This window comes from Draconibacterium sp. IB214405 (assembly GCF_033963885.1).
Taxonomy (GTDB): Bacteria; Bacteroidota; Bacteroidia; order Bacteroidales; family Prolixibacteraceae; genus Draconibacterium.
This window is the reverse complement of record NZ_JAXBMA010000004.1, coordinates 277,833-291,249: the sequence shown is the minus strand read 5'-3', so window position 1 is coordinate 291,249 and position 13,417 is coordinate 277,833. Positions and strand designations below refer to the sequence as shown.

General features: G+C 40.5%; 5 protein-coding genes. 3 read left to right on the top strand and 2 right to left on the bottom strand.

Features of this window, described 5'->3' with window-relative positions; translation table 11 throughout:
* Positions 1-61: 61 nt before the first annotated feature.
* A complete protein-coding gene (locus tag SLH46_RS13785) occupies positions 62-2,281 on the bottom strand; it encodes a GH92 family glycosyl hydrolase (RefSeq protein WP_320281785.1) in 2,220 nt (739 codons plus the stop codon).
* A 360-nt stretch (positions 2,282-2,641) separates the two neighbouring features.
* Here SLH46_RS13785 and SLH46_RS13780 point away from each other — a divergent pair, with 360 nt between their 5' ends.
* Both SLH46_RS13780 and SLH46_RS13775 read left to right on the top strand, forming a co-directional pair.
* A complete protein-coding gene (locus SLH46_RS13780; RefSeq protein ID WP_320281784.1) occupies positions 2,642-4,666 on the top strand; it encodes a DUF3857 domain-containing protein in 2,025 nt (674 codons plus the stop codon).
* A gap of 83 nt (positions 4,667-4,749) precedes the next feature.
* Positions 4,750-6,657 (top strand): DUF3857 domain-containing protein, encoded by a 1,908-nt coding sequence (locus SLH46_RS13775; RefSeq protein ID WP_320281783.1) that lies wholly within the window; start codon positions 4,750-4,752, stop codon positions 6,655-6,657.
* Here SLH46_RS13775 and SLH46_RS13770 read toward each other — a convergent pair.
* Positions 6,652-9,063, bottom strand: coding sequence for an alpha-ketoacid dehydrogenase subunit alpha/beta (locus SLH46_RS13770; protein WP_320281782.1), 2,412 nt, complete (start codon positions 9,061-9,063; stop codon positions 6,652-6,654). The two genes, SLH46_RS13775 and SLH46_RS13770, sit on opposite strands and share 6 nt — an antisense overlap.
* Before the next feature lie 466 nt (positions 9,064-9,529).
* On the opposite strand from SLH46_RS13770, the gene SLH46_RS13765 reads away from it, so the two are divergent.
* Positions 9,530-13,324, top strand: coding sequence for a glycoside hydrolase family 2 TIM barrel-domain containing protein (locus tag SLH46_RS13765; RefSeq protein ID WP_320281781.1), 3,795 nt, complete (start codon positions 9,530-9,532; stop codon positions 13,322-13,324).
* The last annotated feature ends 93 nt before the right edge of the window (positions 13,325-13,417 follow it).

Below are 13,417 nucleotides of genomic sequence, written 5' to 3'. Positions count from 1 at the left end.
TTAAGTTGTTGTATAGGTATAAATCAAGTGTAAATTAAAATAAAATTAGGCAATCCGGCTATTAGTAGCCCGATTTCGGGCGACTGTCTGCCGCTTGCCCAAATTGTTTATTTGGTACTGCTGCCATCGTAAATTCCAATACTCCTCCTTGTAACAGATCAGCATGGGTGATGAAGCTTTTGTTGTATGGTTCTCCGTTTAGTGTTACCGAGTCGATGTAAATATTTGTCTTACTCAGATTGGTTGCTTTAACCTGAAAGCTTTTTCCTTCCGGTAAGGCAATGGTAGCCGATTCAAACAGCGGGCTCCCAAAAACATAAACGCCATTGGCCGGATTAACCGGGTAAAATCCCAAAGATGAGAAAACATACCACGCCGACATCTGGCCGCAGTCTTCGTTTCCACAAAGTCCGTCGGGTTGGTCAGTGTACATTTCATTCAAGATAAAACTTACCCGTTCGGAAGTTTTCCATTGTTGACCGGCAAATGCAAACATGTATGGAATGTGGTGCCCGGGTTCGTTACCATGGGCGTACATTCCAATTAAACCCGAAATATCATTTGATGCGCCTTCGTTTAATTCTTCCTCGGTGTTAAACAGTTCGTCCAATTTCTCTGAAAAAGCCTTTTCACTTTCGAACAGACCGATCAAACCATTAATATCGTGTGGAACCAACCAGGTATATTGCCAGGCATTTCCTTCGCAAAAATCGTCAGCACGATGCTCTGAGTGCACCGGGTTAAAAGGAGTACGCCAGCTGCCATCGGCCATTCGTCCACGCATAAAACCGGTTTCTTTATTGAAATAGTTTTCGTAATATTTCGCCCGTTTTGCAAACAGTTCAAAGTCTTCTGTCTTCCCCAGTTTCTTTGCCATAGCTGCCACACACCAGTCGTCGATAGCATATTCAAGCGCCATCGCCACCGATTCAACAGTTGAATCAGCAGGAATGTAACCATTTGCTTTTATGAAATTCAAGCCACGCTCATCCATCAGCATGGTCGATTTAATGGCTTCAAAAGCTTTATCGGCATCAAAACCTGTAAAACCTTTCAGGTATGCATCAACAATTACCGGAATGGCGTGGTTGCCCACCATGGTATTGGTTTCGTTGCCGTGTAAGTGCCACACCGGAAGTTTGCCCTGCTGCTCGTAAATGCTAATCATGGTATTAACCATATCGTCAACACGTTCGGGTTGAACCAGGGTAAACAGCGGGTGTTCTGCCCGGTAAGTATCCCATAACGAAAAAGTGGTGTAGGTATCGTAACCCGGGTTGGTATAATTTTTACTATCTGAACCGCGGTAATCACCATTAACGTCGTTGAACAACGATGGTGCGATCATGGTGTGGTACAAAGCGGTGTAAAACGTAGTTTTATCCGATGGATTGGAAGTTTCAATTTTAATTTTGCCCAGTTCGGTATTCCATTTTTCGCGGGCTTGCTGTTTTGTTGCTTCAAAGTCCCAGTTGGCCAATTCGGTGTTCAGGTTGTTTTTTGCACCATCGGCACTAACAGGTGAGATCGCCGTTTTTACCAATAATTCACCGTTGCCTTCAAACTCAATTTGCACGGTGTTGATTCCATTTTCGTTTTCACGTAGTACCTTAATCGCCTTAATTGCTTTCGAGAATTGAGTGTGGAAATAAACTTTTTGGTCTTTTGCCCATCCTTTTGAGTATCGAAAACCACTTATGCTGTGGTCGCCATCTTGTTGCAGGTCGCCTTTTGTTAGCAGATCCCAGCCTGTTCCATAAACCAAGTCAATAATCAGTTTAGAATTGCCTTGAGCGCTAAAGTTGTATTTCTGAAAACCTACGCGCTCGGTGGCGGTAAGTTCTGCTTTAATGTTGTATTTGTTAATATTTATGGAGTAATAGCCTGGACTTACCAGTTCGTCGTTATGGGTGTAAAGTGCATGCCATTGGTAAGCTTCCTTTGATGCCTTATCATAGTTAAACTCGTCGGAAACGGGCATGAAAAGCAGATCGCCAAGATCGCCGATACCTGTTCCGCTTAAATGTGTGTGTGCGAAACCGATCAGTACTGAGTCGGAATAATGATAACCCGAGCACCAGTCCCAGCCTTGTTTGGCGTTGTTTGGTCCGAGCTGAACGGCACCAAATGGTACATTCGCCCCAACAAAAACATGCCCGTGATAATCGCTGCCGATATACGGATCTACATAAGTTGAAAAATCTTCGGTTTTTGGTGCCTGAGTGCACGAGAATAACAATAATGCAATAAATGCATTTACTGCAAGAATAATACGGTTCATATCGTTGAATTTAGGTCTGCAAGTATAATGAATATTGAGGGAAAAGCAAACCTGAAAAACCAAAAGCTGATGAGGATTTTAAACGATTTGCGTGTAACATTCAAACTAGTGGTTGCCGCAAGTTGTGAAAATACGGATTAGCATTTACTATCAACTAAAACACTGTTCGGAATTCAATAACTATTACAGAACAGAAACATTGCAGACGGTTGAACAACAATGTTTAGATTGTTCTATTTATTTATGTTTAACAACACTCCATGAGTAAAGGTAAAAAGGCAGTGGATTTTATGAAATTTTCTTTTTTTTGATAAACTTTGTTTGACGTTATACTAATCTTAAAAACCAAAACTGTTTCCTATGAAATCTTTACTATTGTTCCCCTTATTTCTTCTAATTGTATCATTCGCATATTGTAACGAGAAAAATATCAAGTTTGGAAAGGTCGACAAAGAGGATCTTGAAATGACCGTTTACGACAAAGATACTACTGCAGTTGCAGTGGTCTTGTATGAGTATGGCGACAGTGAAATTGAGTACATTCCTAACTCAGGATGGCGATTGTCTTTCTCTGTTCACCGGCGTATAAAGATCCTAAAAAAAGAGGGTGTTGAGTATGCTGATTTCCAGATCGGCCTGAGTAAGGACGGATCGTATGATGAAGAAGTAAATGGATTAAAAGCCATTACTTTTAACCTGGAAAACGGAAAAATTGAAAAAACAGAGTTAAGCAATAAAGATGTGCACCTGGATGATGTAAACAGATATTATCAACAGGAAACTTTCTCCATGCCAAATGTAAAGGTTGGTTCGGTGCTCGACATCAAATACTCTATCGATTGTAAAGCCTTTTTCAGAAATATGCGTCCCTGGATGTTTCAACACAGTATTCCAACTGTTTATAGTGAGTACCTGGTAACAATTCCTGAGTATTTTATGTTCAGAAAGTTCACATTAGGTTTCGAAAAATATGCTTCATATGAAGAAGGTAATATTCCTGTATCAAAAGTAATTGTTTCAAAAAGTAGAACAGAAACGCGAGGTTTAATAGATACGCAATATGACCAAAATAGAATTGCATTTAACTGTAAAAGCTATCACTGGGTGGCAAAAGATATGCCTGCTTTTAAAAAGGAAGCATATATTTCAACGGAAGACAACTATATTCAACAGGTTCAGTTTGAGTTACAGTCTGTTCAGTTTCCGGGAGATCAGCCGTATAACTATTCCGAGTCGTGGGAGTCGATTAATAAGAACTTGATAGAAGATGAAGATTTTGGAAAAATTGCTTTTGGAAATGCCCGGTTTTTGGAAGATGAAACCAATAGCTTATTGGCGGGAGTAACTGATGATGCGGAGAAACTGGCAATTTTGTACAGCCATGTACGTGCGAATTATAAATTTACCGGGCGAAACACGATTTATTCAAAAGGGCTTCGTAAAACTGTTTCGGATAAAAACGGTAACGTTGCCGATATTAATTTTCTTTTGGCAGCCCATTTAAAAAATGCAGGATTTACAGTAAAACCAATGGTGCTCAGCACCCGTTCAAACGGAATGTTTTTATATCCAACGGTTACCTCGTTTAATTATGTGGTTCTGATTGCTGAAATAAATGGGAAGTCGATATTGCTTGATGCAGCCGATAAAGATTGTACCATAAACGAATTGCCTTACGAATGCCTAAATGGTAACGGGTTAATTGTTGGAGGAACAAAACCGGAGTGGGTAAATCTCTATGGACTGGGTAACGCAAATTCTCAATTTGTTTCAAACATTCAAATACAGGAAGATGGCAAAATGTCGGGGGCGGTTTCGATAGCAAGAATGGGATATGCTGCCCAGGCATTCAGAACCGAAGTTGGAGAATTTGCAAATACCGACAAATACGTTGAAGATTTTGCCGACAGGAATCTGGATTGGGACATTGAAGAACATGAGCTAAAAGGAATAAACGAACTGAATAATAGAATAACCCAAAAACTTGAAGTTAGCCTTAATAACAAGAGTATTTTTGCAGGCGACCTCATTTATATTACTCCATTAATAGCTAATTCTACAGAAGAGAATCCATTTAAAATGGAAGAGCGAAAATATCCGGTTGATTTTGGATTTAAATTTAAAGAAAACGAAATGGTGATATTTAATTTGCCCGATGGATACGCGGTTGAAGAACTTCCTGAAACGTTTAATGCAATACTGCCCGAATCGAAAGCAACATATCTGTTTTCAGTTCAGAAAATTGGCGATAAACAGGTACAGGTTGTTTCCAATTTAGCTATAAATCAGCCGGTTTTTCAGGCCGAGGATTATGTAGCGCTGAAAGAATTGTTTAATCATATTATCGAAAAACAAAGTCAACAGATTATTTTGAAGAAGATATAACTAGGGCAATTAACGCTAAGGGCTGAGTTGAATCTTCAACTTGTTTGGGACGGAAATTGTTTTGTTACTTAATCCGAAAACGAATGATCTTAAAACACTACTTTTTAATTCTGATTTTTGTCTGCGTCGGTTTTGTGCTTGATGCAAAGGAAGCTTTTTATCCTGTTTCAGAAATAAATCCGTTGCTGTTGGTGAATGCAAACTCAGTGGTTCGCGACAGCAAAATTTTACTCGAAATACACTCTGAACGAAAAGTGAGTTATAAGGTTCGGGAGGTAATAACCGTGTTAACCGAAAACGGAGAAAGTGAAGGGGTTCTTTATATTCCATATGATTCGAACAGAACGATTGACATAAAAGAGGCGGTAGTTTATGATAAAAACGGATCGGAAATCAAGAAATTTAAAAACAGCGAAATATACGACCAGCGTTATTTCGATGGATTTTCGTTGTATAGTGATGCGCGATTTAAACGAATTACTCCCAATGTAAGTAATTATCCATATACGGTATTGTATGAATATACCATTGATTTGAATGGGATTATAGATTATTACGATTGGACTCCTATTGATAGCTATTATAAATCAATTGAGCAAGCCAGCTATTCAATACGTTTGCACAATGATATGAAGGTTCGGATTAGGGAGAATAATATCGATGATGTTGAGAAAAAGGATGCGGAAGATGACGACGTTCAACATTCGTGGGAATTGAAGGATCAGTTCGCTATTGAAAGAGAACCTTATGCAATTCCGATCTACGAGCATGTTCCAACTATTATGGTTGCACCAACCGAGTTCTCTTATTTTGGAACTGATGGTAATTTGTCGACCTGGCAAAGTTATGGACAGTGGATTTGGCAATTAATTGAGGACAAAACTACATTACCTGACGAACGAATCCAGTTTTTAAAAGAGCTGACTCAAGGACAGAAAGACGATCTTGGTAAAGTGAAGGCTATTTATAACTACCTTCAGCAGGAAACCCGTTATGTAAGTGTTCAGCTTGGAATTGGTGGTTTTGAACCCCTTTCGGCGCAGAAGGTTGATGAAGTAAAGTATGGCGATTGTAAGGCGCTCGTAAACTATATGCGTGCCATGCTCGATGCAGTTGGAATTAATTCGTATTACACCCTGATTAATGCAGGAAAGACTGCGGAGAAAATTATCCCTGACTTTCCGTCACAGGATTTTAACCACGTAATATTGTGTGTTCCTGTTGAGTCTGATACTGTTTTTCTGGAATGTACCAGCCAATTTTCTCCATTTGCCTTTTTAGGGAGTTTTACCGATGACCGCTTGGCACTTCTGATCAATAAAGACAAGAGTCATTTAATCCGAACACCAAAATACAATGGAAATAACAACCTTTGGAAATCGTCCGCCTCGGTTGTAGTGGATAATCAGGGAAATGCTGTTGTAAATGATACGGTTTTATATACCGGTTTACAGTATGAATTTATTGAAGATGAGCTGAGAAAAACGACCGAGGAGCAGATTGAAGACGAGTTAAAAGAGGGAGGCATTAATGGGGCAACCTACAAAAATATATCTTATACATCCGAGGAGTCGCAACTTCCAACAGCCACGCGAATCCGCGAAATTGAGGTTGCCAGATATGCGGCCAAAATGGGCGATCGTTTTTTCATGCCTGTAAATATTATCAATCAGTCATCAACCACGCCAAAGCGGGAGAAAAACAGAACTTATCCGTTTCGGATGAACCTATCGTACAGTGATGTGGATAATGTTCAGATGCAGCTGCCCGAAGGATATACAATAGAATATCTTCCGGAAGGCGCAACTATTACATCCGACTTTGGTAGCTTTCAGTATGCTTTAAAAGCTGATGGTAATACAATTTCCTACATGCGAAAAAATGCGGTGAATGCCGGAACTTATCAACCTGAAAAATATGCCGATTTTGTTGAGTATATGAAAAAGATATACGATGCCGACAACCAAAAAATTATCCTAAAAAAGTTATAATTCAGGGAATCGATCCGGTTCCACTTCGCGCATCATTTCGTAAACATTTCTGAATAACAACTCCACATTTGGTTTCGAGAAATATTCGCCGTCGATGCCATAGGCAGGGCGGTGTTCCTGTGCCGAAAGCGTTCGTGGTGCCGTGTCTAAATAATCAAATGCTTTTTGTTCTTCAATTACTTTTTGCATCATGTAAGCAGTTCCTCCACCGGGCACATCTTCGTCCATAAAAATTACTTTTCCCGTTTTTTTGATGGATTCCAGAATGATGTGATTTACATCAAAAGGCATTAATGTTTGTACGTCGATTACCTCGATGGAAATACCTTTAAAGTCTTTCAGAAGTTTGGCGGCTTTAAGCGCATGATGTACGTTCCAGGCGTAAGTAACAACAGTTACATCCGTTCCTTCCTGCATAATTTCAGGTACGCCAAGCGGCACTTTGTACTCGCCATGATTGGCCGGTAATTTTTCTTTTACGTTATAACCTTTTAACGGCTCGATAACCAACGCCGGATCGTTACCTTCCAGCAAAGTATTGTAAAAACCTGCTGCCTGAGTCAGGTTGCGGGGCACACACAAGTACATTCCGCGCAACGAGCCGAGTAGCATTTGCATGGGCGAACCGGCATGCCAGATTCCCTGCAACTGGTGACCTCGTGTACGCACAATTACCGGTGCTGCCTGTCGGCCTTTTGTACGGTATTGCAAAGTGGCTAAATCGTCGCTTAATTGCGACTGCGCATAAATGAGGTAATCGAGGTACTGAATTTCGGCAATGGGGCGGAAACCACGCATCGCCAAACCAATTCCCTGACCAATTATTGTTGCCTCACGAATACCTGCATCGTCAACACGAACTTTGCCGTATTTCTCCTGCATGCCTTTCATTCCCTGGTTTACGTCGCCCAGTTTCCCAGTATCTTCTCCAAAAGTTACCAGGTTCGGATATTTCTGAAATAAGGCGTCAAAGTTTTTATTTACTACCACCGATCCGTTTACATCGGTAGAGCCATTATCGTATTCTACTGCAACTTCTTTAACATTCAGCGCAGCATCCGGACCGGTCCGGTGTAATTCTCCATTGTAAAAACCTGCAGTACGTTCTTCAAAACGACTGATCCAGTCCTTTAGGTTTTCGCGTTCGTCTTCCAACTCCGGCATAATGTGGAGCTCAAGTTTTAGTCTTTTGGCAAAACTAACATGCGACCGCCGTGTTGGGAAAATTTTATTTGTAACCTTTTCGAAGCGGCGTAAACTTTGCAGTTCACTGCGTTTATCAATTCTTTTCAGAATTTTGATCAACTCATCGCGCTCATTTCCGTATCCTTCGGTATAATTTTTCCAGGCAGCTTTCCGTGCTTCCTTGGCACGTTTTTGTGCCGATTTTTCGATTTCAATCAGCATCTCTTCGTCGGCAATACCTGAGTCGAGCATCCACAAACGCATTTGGTTAATGCCGTCGTATTCCTTTTCCCAGGCCAGTCGTTCTTTTGTTTTGTAACGCTCGTGCGATCCCGAAGTAGAGTGACCCTGTGGTTGTGTTACTTCGTTAATGTGGAAAACAACCGGAGTGTGTGTCTTCCGGCAAGTGTCAATTCCTTTTTTGAATGTTTCAATCAAGTCAGGATAACTCCAGCCTTTACATTTATAAATGTTGACACCATTACTTTCTTTAGTTTTCTGAAATCCTTCGAGGGCTTCCGAAATACTTGATTTTGTCGTCTGCAATTCAATGGGCACACTAATTCCAAAACCATCATCGTAAACGGCAATGGCAAGCGGAACCTGCATTACTCCAGCTGCATTTATCGTTTCAAAGAAAATACCTTCGCTTGTACTGGCATCGCCAATACTGCCAAATGCTACTTCGTTGCCCGTAACATTGTTGTTCAGTTGTTTTATTAATTCGGGTTGTTCCCGAACCATTTTCGAGGCCTGTGCCAATCCAAGCAAACGTGGCATTTGTCCTGCCGTTGATGAAATGTCAGAAGCAGAATTGTACTGATCAGCAAGATCTTTTATTTCTCCCGTTTCAGAGATGTTGCGGGTGCTAAAGTGGTTGTTGAAATTACGTCCGCCGGTTGATGGATTGATTTCGTCGTCGGTATCGCCGTAAATCATGGCGAAAAACTCTTCAGGCTCCAGCAATCCCAATGCAAGCATAAAAGTTTGATCGCGGTAATAACCCGAGCGCCAGTCGCCTTTTTTGAAATTCTTGGCGTAAGCAATCTGGGCCACTTCTTTTCCGTCGCCAAAAATACCAAAGTGCGCACGGCCGTTATGCACCTCACGGCGCCCCATCATACTTAACTCGCGGCTCAATCGTGCAATGTAGTAATCTTGAAGTGCTTCTTTTGCAGAAATTTGGCTTTTTGAAACAGGTTTTTCCTTTTGTAAATACATAAACGATCTTTGTTAATCAGTCGCAAATAAAACGAATCTAAGTCAGAAATGTTTAGCTAAGGTGCTAATTTAGAATGCACTAAAAGGTGCATGAAATTTGGGATTTTTGTTTAAACAGTGGTGGGAACTACCTAATTGAAAATGAAATAAAGGCGTAAGTTGTTTTTTATGTGTTTTTTTATGAAAAGACTTATGAATCGGAATTCGAAATTTATTTTATTGTTGTTCAGTGCTTAACAAAACAAATTGAAAAATTCCCTTAGGTGTTTATTACAGACACTGGTCGTTATTCTCGTATTGTCGCAAATTATTCTCGCTTTTTGGGCTTCTGTTTTTTTTGCGACGGAAAAAGTTGGTAAGTTTTATTTCATTTTTTGAAAATAATACAAAAAACCTTGGATTGACTTAGGTTATATCAGTAATTGTGGTGTCTTAATAGTTAGAGAAATCAATTAAACCAACTATCATGTTAAAAAATTTCAGTTTACTAGTATTATTCGTATTAGTGTATTCGTCCGTGTTTTCTCAGGACGTAAAAGAATGGGAAGATCCCGCAGTTTTTAATATTAACCGAACCGATCCGCACGCCAGTTTTTTCCCTTTTGAAAGTGAACGAATGGCGCTGGATAATAACAAAGATGAGTCGGCTTATTTCCAGTCGTTAAATGGTATTTGGAAATTTAATATAGCCACAAATCCGGCTGGCCGACCGCTTAATTTTTACAAAACAGATTATGACGTAAGCAACTGGGCCGATATAAAAGTGCCCGCCAACTGGGAACGCCAGGGCTTTGATACGGCTATTTATGTAAATACAAGGTATCCGTTTTGGATGATTGCAAACGAGCGTCCAAATCCACCTCATATTCCATCGGGTTACAATCCGGTTGGTAGTTACCGACGTAATTTTACCATTCCCGAAAACTGGGATGGCCGCCAAATATCGATCCACTTTGGAGCTGTAAAATCGGCTTTTTACATTTGGGTAAATGGCAAAAAGGTGGGATACAGCGAGGGATCAAAAACTCCGGCCGAATTCGATTTGACTGAATTTGTAACTACCGGAGAAAATACGCTGGCATTGGAAGTATATCGCTGGAGCACCGGAAGTTATCTTGAATGCCAGGATTTCTGGAGAATAAGTGGAATTGAGCGCGACGTATATTTGCAGGCTACTCCAAAAGTTCATGTACGCGACTTTTTTGTGCATGCCGGCTTAGATGAGAATTATAAAAACGGAACATTTTCGCTGGAGGTAGAAGTGGAAAACCACACCGAAGCAAATGCCGGAGATTTCACTGTTGAAGCGAGTGTTTTAACCTTTGATCAAAATCAAAAAGTTATTGATTTATCCAAAACTTCAACTGTTACTGAAAAAGCTACAATGTTTGAATTTTCAACGACTCTTGATGATCCTAAAAAATGGTCGGCAGAACAACCTAATTTGTACAAACTGCTGGTTGTTTTGAAAAACGCGGAAGGGAATATTGTTGAAGCACTTTCGCACAACATTGGTTTCCGAACAGCTGAAATCAAAAACGGCCAGTTTATGGTGAATGGAAAAGCAGTATACGTAAAAGGTGTAAACCGCCATGAACATGACCCGGACGAAGGGCATGTGGTTAGCCGGGAAATGATGTTGAAAGATATTCAACTCATGAAGGAGTTTAATATCAACACGGTTCGTACATGCCATTACCCGAATGATCCGTTGTTTTATGAACTTTGTGATATCTATGGATTATATGTAATCGACGAAGCCAATATCGAATCGCACGGAATGGGCTATGGTGAAGAAAGTTTGGCCAAACACACAGAGTGGGGACCAATGCACCTGGACCGTACAATCCGAATGGTGGAACGCGATAAAAACCATGCATGTATTGTTACCTGGTCGTTAGGTAACGAAGCCGGCGACGGTATTAACTTTGTTGCCGATTACAAGTGGATTAAGGAACGCGATAAAAGTCGACCTGTACAGTACGAACGTGCAGGATTGGAAGATCATACCGATATATTTTGCCCGATGTACATGAGTATTCAGGGAATCATCGAATATGCAAAAGGAAATCCTGATCGTCCGTTAATTGAGTGTGAATATGCGCATGCTATGGGAAATAGTTGTGGCGGTTTGCAGGATTACTGGGATGCTATTGAAATGTACCCGGCTTTGCAGGGTGGTTGTATCTGGGATTGGGTTGACCAGGGATTACGCGAAGTGGATGAGAAAGGAAGAATGTATTACACGTATGGAGGTGATTACGGAACTAACAAGCCCAGCGACAATAGTTTTTGTATGAATGGCTTGGTAAATCCTGATCGTTTGCCAAATCCGCAATTGTGGGAAACTAAAAAAGTGTACCAGAATATTTCGATAACGGCAGATGACTTAGCTGCAGGAAAATTTATCATCCGAAACAAGTATTTTTTTACTAACCTGAGCGAATTTAGCTTGTTCTGGACGGTTAAAAATGCAGAGGGAATTGTTGCTCACGGAGCGGTTGCTGATTTAAATGTTGAGCCACTGGCTGAAAAAGCTTTTAGCATTTCGTTATCCGAATTAGTTCAAACCAAAGCCGGACAAAGTTACGTGCTGAAATTTTCGTTGGTAACCAAAAATCAAAAAGGATTGGTAAAAGCGGGGCACGAACAGGCATGGGAAGAATTTGTACTGCCAACCCAATCGGCTGCTTATGCAACGGTTGAGAACAAAGGTGAAATCACAGATCAGCAAAACGACTCTGAATATGTTGTTGTGGGTGAAAATTACCAGTTAAAAATAGATGCTGAATCAGGTATCATTTCATCGTACATTTTCAACGGGAAAGAAATGATGAAACAGGGGCCACGATTAAACTTTTTCCGCCCGCCGACAGAAAATGATATTCGCGATAGAAACGGATTCCGGGTTTGGAATAAGGCCGGTTTAGCAGAGTTGGAACAACTGGCACAAAAGGCAACAGTTAAAAATCAGCCCGACGGAAGTATTTTGCTGATATTCCCTGTTACTTTAAAAAGTACCTCATCTGAATTCACAGCCGTTATGCAGTACCATATTTTTGGCGACGGAACATTTAATATTTCCAGCGAAGTTAATTTGCCAACGTCTATCGCTGCAGTTGCAAAAGTTGGTTTGCAGATGAAAATGAAACGTTCGTATAACGAAGTGAGTTGGTATGGTTTGGGTAGTGTTTCAACATATCCCGACCGTAAAAGTGGTGGTAAATTCGATTTTTATTCAACTACTGCTGAAAAGTTGTACGACCATAACATTGTTATTCCGCAAGAAAATTGCAATCAATCGGGAGTACGTTGGGCTTCGGTTTCGAACATGGAAGGAGTTGGATTTTTGATGAGCGGTACAACTGAGATGAATTTTAGTGCTTATCCGTATGACGATGCTGAAATAACAAAGGCACGTCACCTGAATGAGTTGGATGAGGCCGATTTTGTGACCATAAATTACGATGCTTTGGTTACCGGTTTGGGAACGGCCACTTGCGGCCCCGGAATTTTACCTCAGTATGTTGCAACAAGCGGCATTTATCGTTTCGATGTTACTTATTCTCCTGTGCAATTTCAGCAAAAAAGCATATTTGAATATGCCGGCGAAAAATATCCTGTGGCAGAACTTTTATTGGCTCAGGCTCCGGTTTTGGAACAAAATGAAAACGGCGAAATTTCAATTAGCAGTGCTGAAAATGCTGATCTTTTTTATTCGGTAAAAGATGGGGGATTTAAAGCTTATAAAAAACCATTCGAACTAAAAAAGGGAGGAAAAGTTGCTGTTTATGCAGAATCAAAAGGGAAAATGAAAAGTAACCTCGTGATCCGGAATTTTGAAATGAGTAAAGAAAAGTGGACTGCAACAGCCGATTGCAGTTACGCAGGAAACGGACCCGAAATGGCTATTGATAATAATCCTGAAACGATTTGGCACTCCGATTGGAGCGATGAAAAACTGGTTCAACCACACTTTTTACAGGTAGATTTGGGAGAGACACTGGAGTTGAAAGGTTTTAGCTATTTGCCGCGCCAGGATTCATGGAATGGCCGCATTGCTTCGTATAATTTTGAGGTAAGCGTGGATGGTAAAACCTGGGAAGCAGCAGTTGAAAATGGTCGTTTTGGTTTTTCCGACGAAAGTCAGGAGAAATTGTTTGACAAAACATATAAAGTGCGCTATATCCGAATTACAACTTTGCGCGAAGTCGGTCGTAATTTTTATAGCTCGATTGCTGAACTGGGTGTGATTTTATAGTTTACTTGAACGATATTTTAGGTTATTGTTTTTTTGAAAATAGTTAAAGCCTGGTTCAATGCCAGGCTTTAACTATTTTTAGTAGTATTGAAA

Coding starts and splice junctions, on each gene's coding strand:
- SLH46_RS13775 (WP_320281783.1), top strand. CDS start 4,750: ATGATCTTAAAACACTACTTTTTAATTCTGATTTTTGTCTGCGTCGGT.
- SLH46_RS13780 (WP_320281784.1), top strand. CDS start 2,642: ATGAAATCTTTACTATTGTTCCCCTTATTTCTTCTAATTGTATCATTC.
- SLH46_RS13765 (WP_320281781.1), top strand. CDS start 9,530: ATGTTAAAAAATTTCAGTTTACTAGTATTATTCGTATTAGTGTATTCG.
- SLH46_RS13785 (WP_320281785.1), bottom strand. CDS start 2,281: ATGAACCGTATTATTCTTGCAGTAAATGCATTTATTGCATTATTGTTA.
- SLH46_RS13770 (WP_320281782.1), bottom strand. CDS start 9,063: ATGTATTTACAAAAGGAAAAACCTGTTTCAAAAAGCCAAATTTCTGCA.